The organism is Stenotrophomonas sp. RS-48, from assembly GCF_030053245.1.
Lineage (GTDB): Bacteria > Pseudomonadota > Gammaproteobacteria > Xanthomonadales > Xanthomonadaceae > Stenotrophomonas > Stenotrophomonas maltophilia_P.
Genome location: NZ_JASGBV010000004.1, coordinates 21,359 through 42,125, shown reverse-complemented (window position 1 = coordinate 42,125; position 20,767 = coordinate 21,359). Strand labels below are relative to the sequence as shown.

Below are 20,767 nucleotides of genomic sequence, written 5' to 3'. Positions count from 1 at the left end.
AACCATGTCAAAGCTGATTTCCTACGCGCAGAATTTCGAAGACGTCATGCTCTGGCGCGCGCTGTCACATGTGGTCAATGGCTGCTATGTCGATGTGGGCGCACAGAGCCCCGACACCGACTCGGTAAGCCGGATGTTCTACGAGCATGGCTGGCGCGGCGTGCACGTGGAGCCCACGCCGCAGTATGCCAACCTGCTGCGCGATCGCCGGCCGGATGAGGTGGTGCTGCAGGTTGCCGTAAGCGATCAACCCGGGATACTGCAGTTCTTCAACATCGCCGATACCGGCCTGAGCACCACGGATCCGGCCATCGCTGCCGAACATCGGGAGGCGGGCTTCAACGTCTCCGACGTGCGTGTGCCGGCGCTGACGCTGGACACCGTGCTGGAGCAGGTGCCAGCCACTGACATCCACTGGTTGAAGGTCGACGTCGAGGGCGCAGAGGAACTGGTGCTGCGCGGCTGGCAGCGCGATACCCGCTTGCCCTGGCTGGTGGTGGTGGAAAGCACGCGTCCGCTGAGTTCGGAACAATCCCACCAGAACTGGGAACCGATCCTGCTCGACAAGGGGTACCGGTTCGTCTATTTCGACGGCCTCAACCGGTTCTACGCCAGTGCGCAGCATCCCGAACTGGATGCGGCATTCGAGAGCGGACCCAATGTGTTCGATGATTTCAGTCTGAGTTCGGGCTCGCAGTTCTGCTCGCAGATCAACCTGGCCTATCACGAACTGCAGACGCTGGCGGATCGACGCGAGGTCGAACTGAACGAGCGGATCCAGGATCTGGACGCGGCACTGCAGCGGGCGCAGGAAGAATCCGCCGAGGCAACCGAGCACAACGCCCGGGCAATGGAAAGGCTGCGCAGCGAGCACGAGGGCGCGGTCCGTGCGATGGCAGTGGCCCAGCGGGAACTGGTGAGCAAGCATGAGCGTGAGCGCAGCCTGCTCGACAGGAAGGCGCTGGCCGAACTGCATGAGCTGACTGAGCAGGTCACCAAGGGCAAGCACGAGGCCCATCGCTGGTGGTTGGCGCATGAGCAGCTGCGCGCGCAGCTGGATGCGATCGAACGCAGCCGTTCGTGGCAGCTCACGCGGCCGTTCCGGGCCGTGCGCCGACGCCTGTCGTCCAGCGTGCTGGGCCGCATGAAACGTGCGCTGCGGCCGGCGGTCGTGCGCGCGCTGAAGGTCGCCATGGCCGCACCGTGGCTGCGACGCCTGGCCAAGCCCCTGGTTACGCGCATTCCCTTCCTTCACCAGCGCCTGCAGAAGATCGCCATCAGCGAACAGCTGTTCGAGATCGAGCGGGCGCGATTGGCTGCAATGGAGGGCAACGAGCACGAAGTCACTGTCGTCCATCTGGATCGACGGGCCCGGCGCGTGCTGGAAGACCTGAAGCGTTCAAGGAATGAAAGGGCTGCCCGATGAGAGTGCTGATTGACCTGCAGGGTGCACAGACCGAGAGCCGATTCCGGGGCATCGGGCGCTATTCGACCTCGCTGGCGCAAGCGATGGCCCGCAATGCGGGCGACCATGAGATCTGGGTGGCGGTCAACGGCACCTTCCCCGATGGCATTGGCGACATCCGCCAGGCCCTGGATGGCCTGGTCCCGCAGGAACGGATCCGTCAGTTCGATACCTTCAGCCGGGTAGGCTGGCCGAACGCCGCGGATGCGTGGCGGCGTGGTGCATCCGAGCTGATGTGGGAAGCGTTCCTGGATGGCCTCCAGCCCGACTTCATCCACGTATCCAGCCTGTTCGAAGGTTCCCAGGGCGGTGCGGTCGGCTCGATCGGCAAGTTGCCGGGCGTACGGGCTGCGACTGCGCTGACCCTTTATGACCTGATTCCGCTGCTCAATCCCGACGTCTATCTGGCATCGGACTGGGTCCGGTCCTGGTACATGGACAAGGTCGAGTCGCTCAAGCGCGCCGACCTGCTGCTGTCGATCTCCCAGCATGCCCGGCAGGAGGCATTGCAGGCGTTGGATATCGATCCGGCGCGTGTGGTCAACATCTCCTCGGCAATCTCGCCGCACTTCGTGCCGATGGCCATCGGCGAACGCGAGCAGACCCTGTTCCGCGAGCGCTTCGGCCTGCGTGGCCGCTACGTGATGTACAGCGGGGCAATGGAGCCGCGCAAGAATGCAGAGGGTCTGCTGCGGGCATTCTCCCTGATGGATCCGGCCGTACGTGCGTCGACGCAGCTGGTCATCGCCGGCAAAGTGTCCGAGCACGACCGCCGCAATTTCGATGTGCTGGCAGCGCAGCTCGGCGTCAGCAACCAGGTGGTGTTCACCGGCTATATCACCGACGAAGAGCTGATCGCGCTGTACAGCGCGACGGCGGCCTTCGTGTTCCCCTCGTTGCATGAAGGCTTTGGCCTGCCCGCGCTGGAGGCCATGTCCTGCGGAGCACCGACCATTGGCTCAGGCACGACCAGCATCCCCGAGGTGATCGGTCGTGAAGATGCGTTGTTCGATCCAACGGAGCCTGCTTCGATCGCCCGCTCCATGCAGAACGTCCTGACTGACACCGCATTCGCCGATTCCCTGCGTGCCCATGCTCCCCGACAGGCGGCGAAGTTCTCGTGGGACAATTCGGCCAAGGCCGCGCTGCAGGCCATGGAAGCGGTCGCATCGCGTCGTGCGCCACGCGATCGCCGCTGGGTCGCCGCGTCGCCTGCACTCGACGCCGGCTACCGCACCCTGGTCCAGGCGGTGGGTGGGCTGGACGTCGGCTGCGAGCCGGAACCCTTCGAACTGCAGCAGGCGGCAGCGCTGATCTCCTCCGGAATGGCGGCCAACGAGGCGCTCGCACGCGGCGGTGAGCTGCCCGCGTCGCTGTCCTGGCGCGTGGAAGGGCCATTCGACAGCAGCTACAGCCTGGCCCTGGTGAACCGTTGCCTCGCCGAAGCATTGGCCGATCGTGGCCACCGCGTGGGTCTGCATTCGACCGAGGGCCCGGGTGATTTCGATCCGTCACCGCAGTTCCTTGCGCGCAATCCGCGCGTGGCGGCGCTGCATGCTGCCGTGGCCGCGATCCCGGCCGACCAGGCCGATGTGACCAGCCGGCTGCTGTATCCGCCACGGGTTGCCGATGCACGCGCAAGGATGAATCTGCTGCACGCCTATCCCTGGGAGGAGAGCGGTTTTCCGCAGGAGTGGGTCGAGGAGTTCAATGACAGCCTGCAGGGGATCTCCTGCGTTTCGCATCATGTCGAGAAGATCATGGTGGATAACGGCGTGTCGGTTCCCCTTGGCGTCTGCTGGAACGGCGTGGATCACTGGGAGCAGATTGTTGCCGATGCGACCTATCCGGTGCCGGGCAGGGGGTTCCGCTTCCTCCACGTGTCCTCGTGCTTCCCGCGCAAGGGCGTGGACGCGATGCTTGTGGCCTATGGCAAGGCGTTCAGCGCCGCCGACGATGTCAGCCTCGTCATCAAGACCTTCGCCAATCCACACAATGAAGTGCATCGCTGGCTGGCTGAAGCACGCCGCGACAACCCGGATTATCCGGACGTGCACATCATCGAGGAGGACGTGAGCGACGCCCAGCTCAAGCATCTGTACGCGAGCTGCAACGCGCTGCTGGCGCCGAGCCGGGCTGAAGGCTTTGGCCTGCCATTGGCCGAAGCGATGCTGGGCGGCCTGCCGGTGATCACCACCAACTGGGGGGGGCAGCTGGATTTCTGCAGCGAAGAAACCGCCTGGATGGTGGATTACCGCTTCGTTCCGGCGCAGACCCACTTCAATCTGCGCAATTCGGTCTGGGCCGAACCCGATGTCGACGCGCTGGCCGCCGCAATGCGTGAGGTGCACGGCGCCGATCCGGCGCGTGTGCGGGACAAGGTCGAGGCCGCGCGGCGACTTCTGAAGTCGCGCTTCACGTGGTCCGATGCCGCGCGGAGACTGGAGCAGGACGTACGCGCGTTCGCGGCGCAGCCGACGCTGCCCGATGCGCGCGTCGGCTGGATCACGACCTGGAATACGCGCTGCGGCGTGGCCAGTTACGCCAGCTATCTCGTGGAGAGCGGCGGAACGCCGGTGGCGATCCTGGCGGCCGAGGCCGATGACCGCACGTTCCGCGATGGGCCAGAGGTTGTCCGCTGCTGGCGGCAGGGCGAAGGCGACATGCTCGAGCGGCTGGAACAGCAGATCGAGCGCCTGAAGCTGGACACGCTGATCATCCAGTTCCAGTACGGCTTCTTTGACTTCCCCGCGTTCTCGGCCTTCCTTGAGCGGCAGCAGGCGGCCGGCAGGGGCCTGATCGTGATGATGCATGCAACCGTTGATGCCGCGGAGAATCCGCGCAAGCGGCTGCGCGACCTGGGGCCGGCACTGGCCGGCTGCGATCGCGTGCTGGTGCACTCCATACACGACCTCAACCGTCTCAAGGACATCGGCGTGGAGCGCAACACCGCGATGTTCCCGCACGGCATCCTGGAACCGGCTGAGCCGGCGGCGGCAAACACGGGCGCACGCCTGCGCGTCGTTTCCTACGGTTTCTTCCTGCCGCACAAGGGGTTGCTGGAACTGATCGACGCTGTTGCGTTGATGGTCGCCCAGGGCGTGGACGTCGAACTGGCGATGATCAATGCCGAGTATCCGGTGGATGTCTCGCGGCAGCAGATCGACCAGGCGGTGGCGCGCGTCGTGCAGCACGGCCTGCAGTCGCGTGTGCGGATGGTGACCCGTTTCCTGCGTGACCAGGAGAGCATGCAGGAGCTGGTGCAGGCCGATGTGGTGGTGTTCCCATACCAGGGCACCGGCGAATCCTCCAGCGCGGCAGTCCGCTACGGGCTGGCCTCAGGCCGCCCGGTGGCCGTCACGCCGCTGGCGATCTTCGACAACGTCGGCGACGTCGTTCACCGTCTGCCCGGGACCTCCCCGGCCGATCTTGCGGCCGGTCTGCGGCAACTGCTGCGTGCCAGCCGTGACGGCGATCCAGTGTTGGCCGAAGTGCAGCAGCGTGCCGCACAATGGCGCGCCGAACACCGGTATCCTGCGCTGGCCCGCCGTCTGGACTCCATGGCTCGACAGATCCTCCGCACGCGTCGGCAGGTTCTGGCTGCAAATACACTCAATCATCAGGACGAGAAGCAATGAAGAAGGCAATCATCACAGGCATCACGGGTCAGGACGGCGCCTATCTCACCCAGCTGCTGCTGGAGAAGGGCTATGAAGTGCACGGCACCTACCGCCGCACCAGCTCGGTCAATTTCTGGCGCCTGGATGAGCTGGGCGTGACCAACCACCCGAACCTGCACCTGGTGGAGTACGACCTGACCGACCTCGGCACGTCGCTGGCGATGGTGCAGAAGATCCAGCCGGACGAGATCTACAACCTGGCCGCACAGAGCTTCGTCGGCGTCAGCTTCGACCAGCCGACCACCACCGCGCAGATCACCGGTGTGGGTGCACTGAACCTGCTGGAAGCGATCCGCCTGGTCAATCCGAAGATCCGCTTCTACCAGGCGTCGACCTCGGAAATGTTCGGCAAGGTGCAGGCCGTGCCGCAGGTGGAGGACACCCCGTTCTACCCGCGCAGCCCGTACGGCGTGGCCAAGCTCTACGCGCACTGGATCACTGTCAACTACCGCGAGAGCTACGACATCTTCGGTTCCAGCGGCATCCTGTTCAACCACGAAAGCCCGCTGCGCGGGCGCGAGTTCGTGACCCGCAAGATCACCGACTCGGTTGCCAAGATCAAGCTGGGCCAGCTGGACGTCCTGGAACTGGGCAACCTGGACGCCAAGCGTGACTGGGGCTTCGCCAAGGAATACGTGGAAGGCATGTGGCGCATGCTGCAGGCCGAGCAGCCGGACACCTTCGTGCTGGCCACCAACCGTACCGAGACCGTGCGCGACTTCGTGGCGATGGCGTTCAAGGGCGCCGGCATCGATGTCGAGTTCAAGGGCAAGGACGCGGAAGAAGTCGCGGTGGACACCGCCACCGGCAAGACCGTGATGCGCATCAATCCGAAGTTCCACCGCCCGGCCGAAGTCGATCTGCTGATCGGCAACCCGGAAAAGGCCGAGCGCATCCTTGGCTGGAAGCCGCAGACCAGCCTGGAACAGCTGTGCCAGATGATGGTCGAGGCTGACCTCAAGAGGAACGAGCGTGGCTTCTCGTTCTGAGTTGTCAGGCCAGCGCGTGCTGGTCACGGGGGCGTCCGGGTTCACCGGGCGCTACGTGATCGAGCGCCTGCGTGCTGCCGGTTGCGATGTGCATGATCTGCATTCCGGCGACACCGCAACGTCGGTCAATCTGCTCGACCGTGCTGCGCTCAAGCAGCACGTCGCCAGAGTGCGTCCGCAGCGCGTGGTCCATCTGGCTGCGATCTCGTTCGTCGCCCACGGTGATGCCGACGAGATCTACCGGGTCAACGTGGTGGGTACGCGCAACCTGCTGGAAGCGCTGGCGTCTCTGGACGAGGCACCGAGCAATGTACTGCTGGCCAGCAGTGCCAATGTCTACGGCAACGCGTCCGGCGTGCTCGACGAGCAGGCGCCGCTTTCGCCACAGAACGACTACGCGGTCAGCAAGATGGCGATGGAGGCCATGGCGGCGCTGTGGATCGATCAGCTTCCGCTGACCCTGGTGCGTCCATTCAACTACACCGGCGTGGGCCAGGACGAGAAGTTCCTGATTCCGAAGATCGTGGCGCACTTCCGCCGCGGTGCCGATGTGATCGAGCTGGGCAACACCGATGTCTCGCGCGATTTCAATGACGTGCGGGGCGTGGCCGCTGCCTACGAAGGCCTGCTGGCACTGCCGGGCAATGGCCAGACCTACAACGTCTGCTCCGGCCAGGAGCATTCGCTGCATGAGGTCATCGAACGCATGCGTGGCATCTCCGGCCGCGACATCGAAGTGAAAGTGAATCCCGCCTTCGTCCGCGCCAACGAGGTCAAGTCGCTGCGTGGTGACAACGGCAAGCTGCGGGCCGCGGTCGGCTCATTGCCGGACTTCGATCTGGGCGAGACGCTTCGTTGGATGTACCAGGCCCGCGCGGAGGCCTGAAAGAGCGCGGGGTCCGCTTCGGCGGATCCCGCCTTCAGTGCAGGGAGAACACGCAGTGCATTATGTCTGGCAACTGATTGCGCCGGTATTGGCGATGTGTCTTGCTGTCATCGGCAGCTCGACCCTGCTGGCCGTCGCCGGCATCCGCGTGAGCCCGCATCTGCGGCGGATCGGGCCGGTCCAGGCGTTGCTGCTTGCAAGCGTGTGCGTACTGGCCCTGCTGATGAATGCCAATGCGTGGCTGCCCGGCTACGTGGTGTTTCCCTGTTTCCTGATCAGCGGGGCCGTGGGAGCCCTCGTGGCGCTTCGCCGTGGCTTCGCCGATCCGCTCGCCCATGCGTCGATCTGGGCGTTCACGATCAGTCTGCTTGCGGGCGTTCTGCTGGTCGCATGGTGGAATCTCATGTTCGCCTCCCGGCATCTGTGGATGCTTGAAGGCACCAACCATGATCTGGTGTTCTTCTACGGCGGTGCCAAATGGGCCATGCAACACCCGCTCTGGGTCGAGCAGGCCACGGTGGCCCGCGAGTGGGCGCTGGGGCAATGCGGTCAGGGCATGCAGTTCATCGGCAACGGCTGCATCGTGCAGCGCAATGGGGCGTACAGCCTGTTGGCACTGGCGTCCAGCTTCGTGCCGGAGGCAGGCCCAAACCAGGTGCGGGCGATGATCGGCACCGCCGCACTGTTCCCGGTGCTCGGCATGCTGCCCTCGATGGCAGGCCGCTTCGGCGGCGCGCGTCGCTGGCCGCGGGGAACCGCGGTGGCCTTCCTGCTGGCGGTGCTGTGCATGCTGGGTACCGGCATGATGCTTGCGGTGGTCAACGAGAACATCGGTACGGCGATGGCGGGCGCCCTGCTGATGATGATCGTGCTGTGGGCGCTTACGCCGATGCAGTCGCTGGGTGCAAAGTGGATCATGCTGGGTGCAGCCGCGGGCTGTACCGGCATGGCATACGGCGAAGCGGCGGTGCATGCGTGCATGATCGTGGCCCTGGCCGTACTGGTGACGGCCATGTGGCTGCGTTCCTGGCGGGTGTTCCTGCTGGGCGGCCTGCTGGCGATGCTGGCCTGCGCGATCGTCCTCAACCGGATGCTGCCCGAGCTGATGGCATCCTATGCCCAGGTCAGTGGCATCGTCGCGCAGTCGTCGTGGCCCAGCTGGTACATCCGGCAGCCCTTCTGGGGTTGGTGGCTGTCGGCTCCCTTCGCCGGCCTGTTGATGACCGGCGAACCTGCCGTGAATCCGGAAGCCATCATGCTCGGGCTGGTGCTGATGGCGTCCACTGCATGGCTTTCCATCCGGGAAGGACGCTGGCGGTTCTTCGTCGGCTTGCTGGCAGCCAGCATGGTGCTGGTTGCCTATGTGCAGAGCCATGGCTATCAGTACGGCGAGCACAAGCTGGTGCAGGTGCTCGGGCCGGCATGGGTGGCGCTGTTGAGCTGGCTTCTGCTGCGCCATGCGCGCCGTCGCGGCCGCACAGGTGTGGTACTGCTGCTGATGGCGACGCTGGGGGCGCTGTCGGCGGCCTACGCCGTGCGTTCGCGATCGATCCTGGTCTCGCATGTGCCTTCGGGTATCACCCATGCCCTCTCGGAAGCGATCAGGCTGCCGCAGAAGGGCGATGAGGTTGTCATCGACACGTCCGGGGTCAACGGGCCGGAGCGCTACGTCAAGCAGGACTTTGCTGTGCTGGAGCTGCATCGGCGCGGGGTGCGCGCGCGCATTGCCGACCGTGGCGACGCTCCGGTGGGGTACAGCGATGCCCTGTTCAATGACAGCCTGCGCGGTGCCGAATCACCCGATTGGCTGCTGGTACTCAGGCAGCCCGGGACGGGCCCAGCGCTGCCGCCGGGTACTGCCCCGCTCCTGGAAGATCCCACATTCGCATTGTTCTCGCTGCAGTCCGGTCAGTTGCCGCTGGCCCAGGCGGGTACGGGCTGGCACACCTGCGAACAGGATCACTGCTGGACCCGCGGCGCCTTCAGCCTTGAAACCTTCGTGCCCAAAGGATGTGCGGACGCACGACTGCAGGTTGATCTGGATCTGCTGCAGCCACCCGCCGAGGGACGTATCCATGTGACCGTCAACGGTGTGGAAGCAGCAACCGTCGACGGGCACCAGGGCGAGGTCAGTTTGTCGCTGGCCGGCGGCAGCTCGGTGGTCGTCCTCGCGCCGGATTGGCCGGTTGCGTCGCCGCAGGCGTTGGGTCTATCAACCGATCCCCGGCCTCTGTTCGCCAACGTGTCCCACGCCCGCATCAGCTGCGGCGTGCCTGCCGAGCCGGCAGAATGACGGTCTTCGCAATCATCCATCGAACAGCGTCGGGCCACGGCCACGGCGCAAGAGGTCTCCCATGCAACTCCTGATCGTCTTCGGCCTGGTCATCCTCGGCGCCTGTGGAACCGTCCTGCTGAAGGTCGGGGCAGGGCGTGTCACCTATTCCGACGGCCTCCTGCCCATGCTGTCGTCTGCGTTCAACCTGCCACTGGTGACCGGCTTCATCCTGCAGATGATCCCGCTGGTGTCGTGGGTGGTGCTGCTCAAGTACATGCCACTGACCAAGCTGCAGCCGATGATCGCCCTGACCTACGTGGTGACACCTGTGCTTGCCGTGCTGTTCCTGGGCGAGCACATCGGCCCACTGCGCATGGCCGGAATCGGCCTGATCGTGCTGGGCGTGGTACTGGTGAGCGCGAGCTGAGCATGAAGATCCTGATCGTCCTGACCTACTACACGCCCTACATGAGCGGGGTGACTGAATTCGCGCGGATGCTTGCCGAGGACCTGTCCCATCGCCACGAGGTCACCGTGCTCACCACCCAGCACGATGCATCCCTGCCGGTGGAAGAGACCATCAACGGCGTGCGCGTGGTGCGCGCACCGGTGTTCGCCCGCATGCACAAAGGCGTCCTGAGCTGGAAGTTCATCACCTGGTTCCGCCGACTGGCGCGGCAGCATGATGTGGTCAACCTGCATATGCCGATGCTGGAGTCGGGCCTGCTGTCATTGCTGGTCCCGGCCCGCAAGCTGGTGGTGAACTACCAGTGCGACATGGCCGTGGTGGGTGGACTGCTGGACCGGCTGGCGGTGAACGTGACCCGTGTGTCCTGCTGGCTGGCCACGCGGCGCGCCCGTGATGTCGGGGTGCTCACCCACGATTACGCGAGCTCATCGGCCTGGTTGTCCGGTATCCGTCACAAGCAGCATGAAGTGCTGGCGCCGATGAAGGCGATGCCCTGGCAGGATCGCCCGGCGAGTACCGACGGGGTGTTCCGCTTTGGTTTCGTGGGCCGCTTCGTTGCCGAGAAAGGCCTGCCCGTCCTGCTGGAGGCCTTCAGCCAGGTCCATGCCCTGCATGGCGACCGTGTCCGCCTGGTGCTGGTCGGGGATACCCACAACATCGCCGGCGGCGGCATCATGGATGCCATCCACGGCAGCATCGCCGCGCTGGGGGATGCGGTCGACGTGCGCGGTCGCGTCAGCGAACAGGAACTGCAGGCGTTCTATGCGCAGCTCGATGTGCTGGTACTGCCCAGCGTCAACCGCTATGAAGCGTTCGGCATGGTGCAGCTGGAGGCGATGCTCAGTGGTTCACGGGTGATCGCGTCGAACCTGCCGGGCGTGCGCACCATCGTGCAGAACACCGGCAATGGCGAAGTGGTGCCGGTCGGCGATGCACCGGCACTGGCGGCAGCGATGCTGCGCCTGATGGCCAGCCGCGATGCGGCAAGCCGTGCCGAGGTACGCGCACAGGCACTGCAGGCCTATCCGCTGCGGCGCTTCTACGACCTGCAGGAAGCCATGCTGCTGGATCGTACCGGGTCCGAGCGTCCGGCCTGATCCCACCTGGCCGGGTTGCCAGCGCTGCCTGCGGGCAGCGCTGGCACCGTCATTCCCCGTGCTTGAATGACAGGCTGCGCGCCGGTGGCGCAGCCGTGATGTGCCTGATTCAGATCGCCGCCAGTACCGACAGGCCACCCACCAGCACCGTGATCAGGCTGCCGGGATCCTTCACTGCGAACACGACCGGGTCGTCGTGCATCTGTCCACGGTGGGCCAGCAGCCAAGTGCGGCAGATCCAGTAGAGCAGGACCGGGCACAGCAGCCACAGGAACAGCGGATGCCCGTAGAGCTCCTGGCTTTCCGGCGCGTTGATGTACAGGCACAGCACCAGTACCGACGCCATGCCCGACGCGGTACCCAGGGCCTGTACCAGTCCCAGGTCCTCGACGTGGTAGCCACGCCCGCTGGGCTTCTCCTTGCCGCTGGCCAGCGTCATGCGCAGTTCGGTGTAGCGCTTGAGCATGGCCAGGCTGAGGAAGATGAACATCGAGAAGGTCAGCAGCCAGAACGAAAGCGTGACGTCGATTGCCGCGGCACCGCCGACGATGCGGATGGTGTAGAGCGCGGCCAGCATCACCACATCGATCATCACCACCTGCTTCATCCGCAGGGAATAGGCCAGGGTGAGGCAGAAATAGATGGCCAGTACCAGCAGGAATGCAGGGGCGACAATGGCCGCCAGCAGGAAGCCGGCCAGGGTCAGTACCGGCGTGGCCAGCAGCCCCGAACGCAGATCCAGCCGGCCACAGGCGAACGGGCGCTTGCGCTTGCGCGGATGCTGCCGGTCCGAGTCGAGGTCCAGCAGATCATTGAACAGATACACGCCGGATGCGCACAGCCCGAAGGCGATGAACGCCAGCACCGCGTTGAGCGTGGTCTCCAACTCCAGGAAACGATGACTCGCCAGCAATGGCACGAATACCAGCACGTTCTTCAGCCACTGGTGGACACGCATCGCCTTGAGCCAGGCGCGTGGGCCGCCGCCTTCGCGGGGCCAGTGGGCGGCAAGCTCCGAACAGTGCGCCGCAGCGCGGGCGACACCGGCACTGGCGTTGACCACCCAGGCCGAATGCGCGTGCTTCCAGATGGCCAGATCGACCCGCGCGTTGCCCATGTAGTCGAAACCGCGCTCGCCGAACTGCTCCACCAGCAGATCGGCCTTGCGATGGCCGGCAAGATTGGTGTGTCCATCGCTGCAGAACACGTCGTCGAACACGCCCAGATGGCGCGCGATCGGCTCCACCAGTGCCGCGTCCGATGCCGTGCACAGGACCCGCCTGCGATCACTGCTGGTCCGCAGCAGTTCGACCACGCGCGGGTCGTACGGCAGCAGTGCCGGATCGCCGGCACCGTGCACCGCCAGCTGGTGCTTCAGGTGCGCCTTGCCACGCAGCAGCCAGAACGGCAGCACGAACAGCATCCAGGGCTGCCGTGCCAGCATCCTCAGGAAGGTCTCGTACAACAGGTCACTGCGCAGCAGGGTGCCGTCCAGATCAACACACAACGGCCTCGAACGGCCGGCACCCGAAGCACTCACCGATCAGCCTCCCGCGCGGCCGTACTGGTCTTCGAAACGAACGATATCGTCCTCGCCCAGGTAGCTGCCCGACTGCACTTCGATCAACTCCAGCGGCAGCTTGCCCGGGTTTTTCAGGCGATGGGTGACACCCAGCGGGATGTACGTGCTCTGGTTTTCCGACAGCAGGATGACCTCGTCGCCCCGGGTCACCTCGGCCGTGCCGCTGACCACGATCCAGTGCTCGGCGCGGTGGTGATGCATCTGCAGGCTCAGGGTCGCGCCCGGCTTGACGGTGATGCGCTTGACCTGGAAGCGGTCGCCGTTGTCGATGGAATCGTAGGCGCCCCACGGACGGTACACCTTGCGGTGCGCGGCAGCTTCACTGCGGCCCTCGCGCTTGATCCGGCCGACAATCTCCTTGACGTCCTGCACGCGGTCCTTGTGGCCGACGAACACGGCGTCGTCGGTCTCCACGACCACCACGTCCTGCAGGCCGACCATCGCGATCAGGCGGTTGCCATAGGCATAGCTGTCCTTGCAGTCCAGGGCGATGACATCGCCATGACAGGCGTTGCCGTCGGCATCCTTGTCGGACACTTCCCACAATGCCGACCACGAGCCGACGTCATTCCATTCCGCGTCGAGCGGTACCACGGCGGCATCGGCGGTCTTTTCCATCACCGCGTAGTCGATCGAGTCGTTCGGGCTGGCAGCGAAGGCCTCGGCGTCGAGGCGGATGAAGTCGTTGTCGCGTGCGGCCTTGTCGAGCGCATTGCGGCAGGCGGCGAGGATCGCCGGCTGCAGCGTCTCCAGTTCCTTCAGGTAGCGCGAGGCCTTGAACAGGAACATGCCGCTGTTCCAGAAGTACTCGCCGGATGCCACGTACTGTTCGGCGGTAGCCAGGTCGGGCTTCTCGACGAAGCGGTCGACGGCACGCACGCCTTCACCCGTGGCGGCCTTGATGTAGCCGTAGCCGGTCTCCGGCGCCGTCGGCACGATGCCGAAGGTGACCAGCTTACCGGATTCGGCCGCGACGGCGGCCTGCTTGACCGCGGCATGGAACGCTGCCTCGTTGCGGACCACGTGGTCCGACGGCAGCACCAGCAGCAGCGCGTCATCGCCGGCCGACAGTGCCTGCAGCGCGGCGATGGCGATCGCCGGCGCGGTGTTGCGGCCGACCGGCTCGAGGATCAGCGCCTGCGGCAGCACCTTGCATTCGCGCAGCTGCTCGGCCGCCATGAAACGGTGTTCCTGGTTGGCGACCACGATCGGTGCCGCGCCGGCAATCGACGCAACGCGCTTCCAGGTCGCCTGCAGCATCGTGTCGTTGCCGACCAGCGGCAGGAACTGCTTCGGATACGCTTCGCGCGACAGCGGCCACAGACGCGTGCCAGAGCCGCCGGAAAGAATGACGGGAACGATGGGATTCATGGTGCGTCCTTCGGTTAATGGTTTGCCGGCGTGCCGCCGATCAGCGCGGTCAGCTCGGCGATGCGTTCGCGCAGCAGGGCGTCATCGCCACGGGTTTCGATGTTCAGGCGCAGCAGCGGCTCGGTGTTGGAGCTGCGCAGGTTGAAGCGCCAGTCGGCGAAATCCGCACTGACGCCATCGGTATGGTCCAGTACCGGCTGCTGTTGCTGGAAATGCGCCAGCACGCGCGCCACGGTCGCCTTGGCATCGTCAACACGGAAGTTGATCTCGCCGCTGCACGGATAGGCCTTCATGCGATCGGCCACCAGCTCGCCCAGTGACTTGCCGGTCGTGGAAACCAGCTGCGCGATCAGCAGCCACGGGATCATGCCCGAGTCGCAGTAGGCGAACTCGCGGAAGTAATGGTGGGCGCTCATCTCGCCGCCGTAGATGGCATCTTCGGCACGCATGCGCTCCTTGATGAACGCATGCCCGGTCTTGCTCATGATCGGCACGCCGCCGGCCTGCTCGACCATTTCCACGGTGTTCCAGGTCAGGCGCGGGTCGTGGATGATCTTGCCGCCCGCCTGGCGGGCCAGCAGCGCCGTCGCCAGCAGCCCGACCAGGTAGTAGCCCTCGATGAAGTTGCCGTCGGCGTCGAAGAAGAAGCAGCGATCGAAATCGCCGTCCCAGGCGATGCCGAAATCGGCACCGTGCGCGCGCACGGCATCGCGCGTTGCCGCACGGTTCTCCGGCAGCAGCGGATTGGGGATGCCATTCGGGAAACTGCCATCGGCCTCGTGCTGGATGCGGATGAACTCGAACGGCAGGTGCGGCGCCAGTTCGTCGATCACCAGGCCAGCGCCACCGTTGCCGGGGTTGGTGACGATCTTCAGCGGCTTCAGGCCGGCCACGTCGACGTAGCCGAGCAGGTGCTGGATGTAGGCGGACTTGTCGGTGTCCTGGCGGACCTCGCCCTGGCCGGTTCCCAGCGGCGCCTCCGAGGCGGCGAAGTCGCGGATGTCGAACAGGCCGGTATCGCCGCTGATCGGCTTGGACTCCTCGCGCACCAGCTTCATCCCGTTGTAGTCCATCGGGTTGTGGCTGGCGGTGACCATGATGCCGCCGGCGGCCTTGCGGTGGAAGGTCTGGAAATAGACCTCCTCGGTACCGCACATGCCGATGTCGATGACATCGCGGCCGCTGGCGGTCAGGCCTTCGATGGCGGCCTGCAGGAGGGCAGGGCTGCTCAGGCGGATATCGTGTCCCACCACCACCGGTCCCGGGCCCAGCAACGCGGCAGTGCCGGCGCCGATGCGGCGGGCAAGGCGTTCATCCAGTTCATCCGGAACGCGGCCACGGATGTCATAGGCCTTGAAACACGGGAGCGTCATCAATGCAGTCCTTACACGGGTTGACCCCGGATTATAGCGACAGGCACTGCAAGGACGGGTGAGCCAGGCCAGCGTCCCTGCGGGCCCCAGAAGGAAGGGAATGCCGCGTAACCTGTTGATTACGCGGCACCCCGGGCGGGCGCTCAGCCCAGCGCGGCCTCGAGTTCCGGCAGGATCGTGAACAGATCCCCGACCAGGCCGATATCGGCAATCTCGAAGATCGGCGCATCGCCGTCCTTGTTGATCGCCACGATCGTGCCGGCATCCTTGATGCCGGTCAGGTGCTGGATCGCACCGCTGATGCCGACGGCCACGTACAGCTCCGGCGCGATGATCTTGCCGGTCTGGCCGACCTGCAGGTCGCTGGGCACGTAGCCGGCATCGACGGCGGCGCGCGAGGCGCCGACGGCGGCGCCGAGCTTGTCGGCCAGCTGGAAGACGACCTTGAAGTTCTCTTCCGAGCCGACACCACGGCCACCGGAGACCACGCGCTTGGCGCTCTGCAGGTCCGGACGGTCGCTGGCACCGGCGGCCAGGCCGACGAAGCGGGTGTGGGTCGGCAGTGCCGCATCGACGCTGGCCGATTCGATGGCAGCGCTGCCGCCCTGCGCGGCTTCCGGCCACGACGCGGCACGCACGGTGGCGACCACGACCTGGTCGGCCGGGGCTTCCACAGTGATGATGGCGTTGCCGGCGTAGATCGGGCGCTTGAAGGTGTGGCTGCCTTCCACGGCCATCAGGTCGGAGACCTGGTTGACACCCAGCAGGGCGGCCACGCACGGCATCAGGTCCTTGCCGAAGGTGGTGGACGGGCCGAACACGTGGCTGTAGCCCTTGGCCAGCCGTGCGATCTGCGGCGCCAGCACCTGGGCCAGGGCCTGTGCGTTGGCGGCGTTGGCCACGGTCAGGACCTTGGCGACGCCGGCGATCCTGGCGGCCTCGGCGGCGACGGCCGTCGGATCGGCGGCCAGCACCAGCACGTCGATGCTGGCACCGCTGATGGCAGCGGCGGCGCTGACGGTCTTGGCGGTGGCGGCGTTGAGCTTGCCGTCGTGGTGCTCGGCGATGACGAGAATCTTGCTCATTACAGCAACCCCTTCTGCTTGAGTGCGGCCACCAGTTCGGCCGCGTCCTTGACCATTACACCCTTGCTGCGCTTGGACGGCGCAGCGTACCGGGTGGTCTTGAAGGTGTCGGCGGCTTCAACGCCGAGGTCGGCCAGCTGCAGGGTTTCCAGCGGCTTGGCCTTGGCCTTCATGATGTCCGGCAGCTTGATGAAGCGCGGCTCGTTCAGGCGCAGGTCGGTGGTGACGACCGCCGGCAGATCCACTTCCAGTGTTTCCAGGCCGGCGTCGACCTCACGGGTCACCGTGGCCTTGCCATCGGCGATGTCCAGCTTGCTGGCGAAGGTCGCCTGCGGGCGGCCCCAGAGCGTGGCCAGCATCTGCCCGGTCTGGTTGGCGTCATCGTCGATGGCCTGCTTGCCGAGGATCACCAGGTCCGGCTGCTCCTTCTCGACCAGCTTGAGCAGGGTGCGCGCGGCGGTCAGCGGCTGGATGGCCTGGTCGGTGACCACGTGCACGGCACGGTTGGCGCCCATGGCAAGGCCGTTGCGCAGATGCGCCTGGGCGTCGGCCGGGGCGATGGTGGCCACCACCACCTCCGTGGCGATGCCCTTGTCGCGCAGGCGCAGGGCTTCTTCCAGGGCGATTTCATCGAAAGGATTGGGAGACAGCTTGACGCCATCGGTGACCACGCCGGAACCGTCCGGCTTGACCTGAATGCGGACGTTGTAGTCCACCACGCGCTTGTATGCGACGAGGATTTTCATCTGGTACGGGGTCCTTCAGTAACAGGGAGAACGTCCGGTCCTGACAGCAACCGGTTCGGGGGTGGGATCCCGATTCTAGCTGGCTTGGGGCAACCATGCGAATGCGTATGGTTGTGCTGCGGCGCGGAAACGATGCTGCGCCGATGCGGGGTGCCGTTCACCTGCGGCACGCAGTCCGGCAGGAAGCCCGATGTATGCTGTGGCGCTTCGCAGGCTGCCGTCGGGCGCCGCGGTTGAATCAACAACACAGGAGATCAGGTAGTGCCTACATGGATTGTCACCGGCGGCGCCGGGTTCATTGGCGGCAATTTCGTCCTCGAGGCTGTGGCCCGTGGCGTCAAGGTCGTCAACCTCGATGCACTGACCTATGCCGGCAACCTGCAGACGCTGTCCAGCCTGGAAGGCAACCCGGACCACGTGTTCGTGCACGGCGACATCGGTGACCGTGAGCGGGTCGCCCGCCTGCTCGCCGAGCATCAGCCCGACGCGGTGCTGAACTTCGCGGCCGAGAGCCACGTTGATCGCTCCATCGATGGCCCCGGCGCCTTCATCCAGACCAATGTGGTGGGGACCCTGGGCCTGCTCGAAGCGGTGCGCGACTACTGGAAGGCGTTGCCGGCCGAGCGCGGCGCAGCGTTCCGCTTCCTGCATGTGTCCACCGACGAGGTGTACGGCACGCTGGGCGAGACCGGCGCGTTCAGCGAGACCACCCCGTACGCGCCGAACTCGCCGTACTCGGCGTCCAAGGCCGCGTCCGATCACCTGGTGCGTGCGTTCCACCACACCTACGGGCTGCCGGTGCTGACCACCAACTGCTCCAACAACTACGGCCCCTACCACTTCCCGGAAAAGCTCATTCCGCTGGTGATCGCCAAGGCGCTGGCCGGCGAACCGCTGCCGGTCTACGGCGACGGCAGGCAGGTGCGTGACTGGCTGTTCGTGTCAGATCACTGCGAGGCGATCCGCACCGTGCTGGCCAAGGGCCGGGTGGGCGAGACCTACAATGTGGGCGGCAATTCGGAACGGCAGAACATCGAGGTGGTGCATGCGATCTGCGCCCTGCTGGATCAGCGCCGTCCGCGCGCTGACGGCCAGCCGCGCAGCAGCCAGATCACCCATGTGGCCGATCGCCCCGGCCATGATCGCCGTTACGCGATCGATGCCAGCAAGCTGAAGAACGACCTCGGCTGGCAGCCGGCCTACACCTTCGAACAGGGCATCGCCTTCACCGTCGACTGGTACCTGGAAAACCAGGAATGGGTCAACGGCGTGCTCGATGGCAGCTACCGCCTGCAGCGCATCGGCACCGCCGTCTAATTCGGGAGACATCATGACCCAACGCAAAGGCATCATCCTCGCCGGCGGATCCGGCACCCGGCTGTATCCGATCACCAAGGGCGTCAGCAAGCAGCTGTTGCCCGTGTACGACAAGCCGATGATCTACTACCCGCTCAGCGTGCTGATGCTGGCCGGCATCCGGGAAGTGCTGATCATCAACACCCCGCATGAGCAGGCCCTGTTCCAGCAGCTGCTGGGTGATGGCTCGCAATGGGGCATGGACATCCAGTACGCCGTGCAGCCCAGTCCGGATGGGCTGGCGCAGGCGTATCTGATCGGCCGCGAGTTCGTCGCCGGCAAGCCCAGCTGCCTGGTCCTCGGCGACAACATCTTCCATGGCCACGGCCTGCGCGACGTGCTCCGGCGGGCCGACGCCCGCACCGATGGCGCGACCGTGTTCGGCTACTGGGTCAACGATCCCGAGCGTTACGGCGTGGCCGAATTCGACAAGGACGGCCGGGTTGTCGGCCTGGTCGAAAAGCCGCAGAACCCGCGTTCCAACTACGCGGTCACCGGCCTGTATTTCTATGATGGCAACGCCAGCGATTATGCGGCCGAGCTGAGGCCTTCGCCGCGCGGCGAGCTGGAAATCACCGATCTCAACCAGCGCTATCTCGGTGCGGGCAGCCTGCATCTGGAGGCGCTGGGGCGTGGCTATGCATGGCTGGATACCGGCACTCACCAGTCGCTGCTGGAAGCGTCCAACTTCATCGAGACCATCCAGACGCGCCAGGGCCTGCAGGTCTGCTGTCCGGAAGAAGTGGCGTTCGGGCAGGGCTGGATCAATGCCGAGCAGCTGGAAGCGCTGGCTGCCCCGTTGATCAAGAATGGCTACGGCCAGTACCTGCACACACTCGCATTGCGTGGAGTGGTTCCGTGAAAGTGATTGAAACCCGGTTGCCGGGATGCGTGGTGATTGAACCGGTGGTGTTCGGTGACGAGCGCGGCTTCTTCTTCGAAGGCTGGAACGCGGCGCGATTCGGCCAGCTGGGCCTGCCCGACCGCTTCGTGCAGAGCAATGTCTCCTCATCGAGCAAGGGCGTGCTGCGCGGCCTGCATTACCAGTGGCCGCGACCGCAGGGCAAGCTGGTGAGCGTGCTGGAAGGCGAGGTGTACGACGTGGCCGTCGATATCCGCCGCGGATCGCCCACCTTCGGCCAGTGGGAAGCAGTGGTGCTGAGCGCGCAGAACAAGCGCCAGTTCTGGATTCCGGAAGGCTTCGCGCACGGATTTGCCGTGCTGTCCGACACCGCGCTGTTCCACTACCTGTGTACCGATGTGTACGTGAAGGAAGCCGATGCCGGAGTGCGCTGGAACGACGCGGACATCGCAGTGGACTGGCCGGTAGGCGCGCCGACGCTCTCGCCCAAGGACGAACATGCGCCGTTCCTGAAGGACATCGCCGAGGAACGTCTGCCGGTCTTCGCGCCATGACGGTTCTCGTGCTGGGTGGCAACGGCCAGGTCGGCCAGGAGCTGCTGCGCGCGCTGGCGCCGTTGGGGCCGGTGGTCGCCACCACCCGCAGTGGCCGGCTGCCTGATGGCAGCCCCTGCGAGACGGCGGACTTCGGCCAGCCCGCGAGCCTGCCGGCGCTGCTGGATCGCGTGCAGCCATCGGTGGTGGTCAATGCGGCGGCCTATACCGCCGTGGATCGCGCCGAGCGGGACATCGAGGCCGCCTTCGCCGCCAATGCGCAGGCCCCGGGCGTGATCGCGCGCTGGTGCCAGGCGCAGGGCGTGCCGTTCGTGCATTACTCCACCGACTACGTGTTCGACGGCGAAGGTTCCGCGCCCTATCGCGAGGACGAGCCGACGGCGCCGCTGGGTGTGTATGGCACCAGCAAGCGCGATGGCGAAGACGCCGTGCGCGCTGCCGGTGGCCGCCACCTGATCTTCCGTACCGCATGGGTGTATGCCGAGCACGGCGCGAACTTCCTGCGCACGATGCTGCGCCTGGCCGCAGAGCGCGACCATCTGCGTGTGGTGGCCGACCAGATCGGCACGCCGACGCCGGCTGCGCTGATCGCCGATGTCACCGCGCTCGCGCTGCAGCATCCTGCCGCGCTCTCCGGTACCTGGCACCTCACCGCCAGTGGCCAGACCAGCTGGCACGGCTTCGCTAAAGCGATCTTCGCCGAAGCGCTGGCAACCGGTGTCCTGCACAGGGTGCCGGTGGTTGAAGCGATTCCGGGTGCCGAGTATCCGACCCCGGCGCGGCGGCCGGCCTGGTCGGTGCTGGACAACAGCGCCCTGCAGCAGGCGCTGGGCATCGTGCTGCCGCCGTGGCAGGACGGCCTGAAGCAGGTCATGGCCGCGATCGCGCGCGGCTGAGGGCACGCCGCAATTGCTGCGGCGCATCCCAGCCGGATGCGGGTGTGCCGCTAGAATGCGGGCATCCTTACCGTGTGGGAC

Annotated in this window: 16 protein-coding genes; 11 read left to right on the top strand and 5 right to left on the bottom strand. The window is 65.7% G+C overall.

Annotated features, from left to right (window positions below; all coding sequences use genetic code 11):
* Positions 1-4: 4 nt before the first annotated feature.
* From QMZ25_RS01080 to QMZ25_RS01050, 7 genes are all read left to right on the top strand, one after another.
* On the top strand, positions 5-1,426 hold the full coding sequence (locus tag QMZ25_RS01080) for an FkbM family methyltransferase (protein ID WP_283218993.1): 1,422 nt from the start codon (positions 5-7) through the stop codon (positions 1,424-1,426).
* Positions 1,423-5,103: a glycosyltransferase gene (locus tag QMZ25_RS01075; RefSeq protein ID WP_283218992.1), complete on the top strand. Its 3,681-nt coding sequence runs from the start codon at positions 1,423-1,425 to the stop codon at positions 5,101-5,103. Before QMZ25_RS01080 ends, QMZ25_RS01075 begins: the two co-directional genes overlap by 4 nt.
* A complete protein-coding gene (gene gmd, locus QMZ25_RS01070) occupies positions 5,100-6,134 on the top strand; it encodes a GDP-mannose 4,6-dehydratase (protein WP_283218991.1) in 1,035 nt (344 codons plus the stop codon). Before QMZ25_RS01075 ends, gmd begins: the two co-directional genes overlap by 4 nt.
* Positions 6,118-7,020 (top strand): GDP-mannose 4,6-dehydratase, encoded by a 903-nt coding sequence (locus QMZ25_RS01065; protein WP_053516979.1) that lies wholly within the window; start codon positions 6,118-6,120, stop codon positions 7,018-7,020. Before gmd ends, QMZ25_RS01065 begins: the two co-directional genes overlap by 17 nt.
* Before the next feature lie 94 nt (positions 7,021-7,114).
* Positions 7,115-9,313, top strand: a complete 2,199-nt coding sequence (locus tag QMZ25_RS01060) for a hypothetical protein (protein WP_111186689.1) — start codon at positions 7,115-7,117, stop codon at positions 9,311-9,313.
* Positions 9,314-9,374: 61 nt separating this feature from the next.
* Positions 9,375-9,722, top strand: a complete 348-nt coding sequence (locus QMZ25_RS01055; protein WP_053516976.1) for an EamA family transporter — start codon at positions 9,375-9,377, stop codon at positions 9,720-9,722.
* A 2-nt stretch (positions 9,723-9,724) separates the two neighbouring features.
* Positions 9,725-10,861, top strand: coding sequence for a glycosyltransferase family 4 protein (locus QMZ25_RS01050; RefSeq protein ID WP_164152893.1), 1,137 nt, complete (start codon positions 9,725-9,727; stop codon positions 10,859-10,861).
* Between the two features lie 109 nt (positions 10,862-10,970).
* On the opposite strand, the gene QMZ25_RS01045 is transcribed toward QMZ25_RS01050, so the two are convergent.
* From QMZ25_RS01045 to QMZ25_RS01025, 5 genes are all read right to left on the bottom strand, one after another.
* On the bottom strand, positions 10,971-12,401 hold the full coding sequence (locus tag QMZ25_RS01045) for a UbiA family prenyltransferase (RefSeq protein ID WP_197572361.1): 1,431 nt from the start codon (positions 12,399-12,401) through the stop codon (positions 10,971-10,973).
* A gap of 3 nt (positions 12,402-12,404) precedes the next feature.
* Positions 12,405-13,814 (bottom strand): mannose-1-phosphate guanylyltransferase/mannose-6-phosphate isomerase, encoded by a 1,410-nt coding sequence (locus QMZ25_RS01040; protein WP_065175349.1) that lies wholly within the window; start codon positions 13,812-13,814, stop codon positions 12,405-12,407.
* A 14-nt stretch (positions 13,815-13,828) separates the two neighbouring features.
* A complete protein-coding gene (locus tag QMZ25_RS01035) occupies positions 13,829-15,187 on the bottom strand; it encodes a phosphomannomutase/phosphoglucomutase (RefSeq protein WP_053516973.1) in 1,359 nt (452 codons plus the stop codon).
* Between the two features lie 143 nt (positions 15,188-15,330).
* Positions 15,331-16,272, bottom strand: coding sequence for an electron transfer flavoprotein subunit alpha/FixB family protein (locus QMZ25_RS01030; RefSeq protein WP_283218990.1), 942 nt, complete (start codon positions 16,270-16,272; stop codon positions 15,331-15,333).
* Positions 16,272-17,018, bottom strand: a complete 747-nt coding sequence (locus tag QMZ25_RS01025) for an electron transfer flavoprotein subunit beta/FixA family protein (RefSeq protein WP_053516970.1) — start codon at positions 17,016-17,018, stop codon at positions 16,272-16,274. The genes QMZ25_RS01030 and QMZ25_RS01025 overlap by 1 nt, the downstream gene beginning before the upstream one ends.
* 261 nt (positions 17,019-17,279) lie before the next feature.
* Here QMZ25_RS01025 and rfbB point away from each other — a divergent pair, with 261 nt between their 5' ends.
* From rfbB to rfbD, 4 genes are read left to right on the top strand one after another with little or no spacing between them, the layout of a single operon-like run.
* Positions 17,280-18,335, top strand: a complete 1,056-nt coding sequence (gene rfbB / locus QMZ25_RS01020; RefSeq protein ID WP_263177250.1) for a dTDP-glucose 4,6-dehydratase — start codon at positions 17,280-17,282, stop codon at positions 18,333-18,335.
* Positions 18,336-18,348: 13 nt separating this feature from the next.
* Positions 18,349-19,236: a glucose-1-phosphate thymidylyltransferase RfbA gene (gene rfbA, locus QMZ25_RS01015; RefSeq protein WP_283218989.1), complete on the top strand. Its 888-nt coding sequence runs from the start codon at positions 18,349-18,351 to the stop codon at positions 19,234-19,236.
* Positions 19,233-19,790 carry a dTDP-4-dehydrorhamnose 3,5-epimerase gene (rfbC, locus tag QMZ25_RS01010; RefSeq protein ID WP_283218988.1) on the top strand — a complete coding sequence of 186 codons (558 nt, stop codon included), beginning with the start codon at positions 19,233-19,235 and terminating at the stop codon, positions 19,788-19,790. The genes rfbA and rfbC overlap by 4 nt, the downstream gene beginning before the upstream one ends.
* Complete coding sequence (gene rfbD, locus QMZ25_RS01005) at positions 19,787-20,686, top strand: dTDP-4-dehydrorhamnose reductase (RefSeq protein ID WP_283218987.1); 900 nt, start codon at positions 19,787-19,789, stop codon at positions 20,684-20,686. Before rfbC ends, rfbD begins: the two co-directional genes overlap by 4 nt.
* Positions 20,687-20,767: the final 81 nt, after the last annotated feature.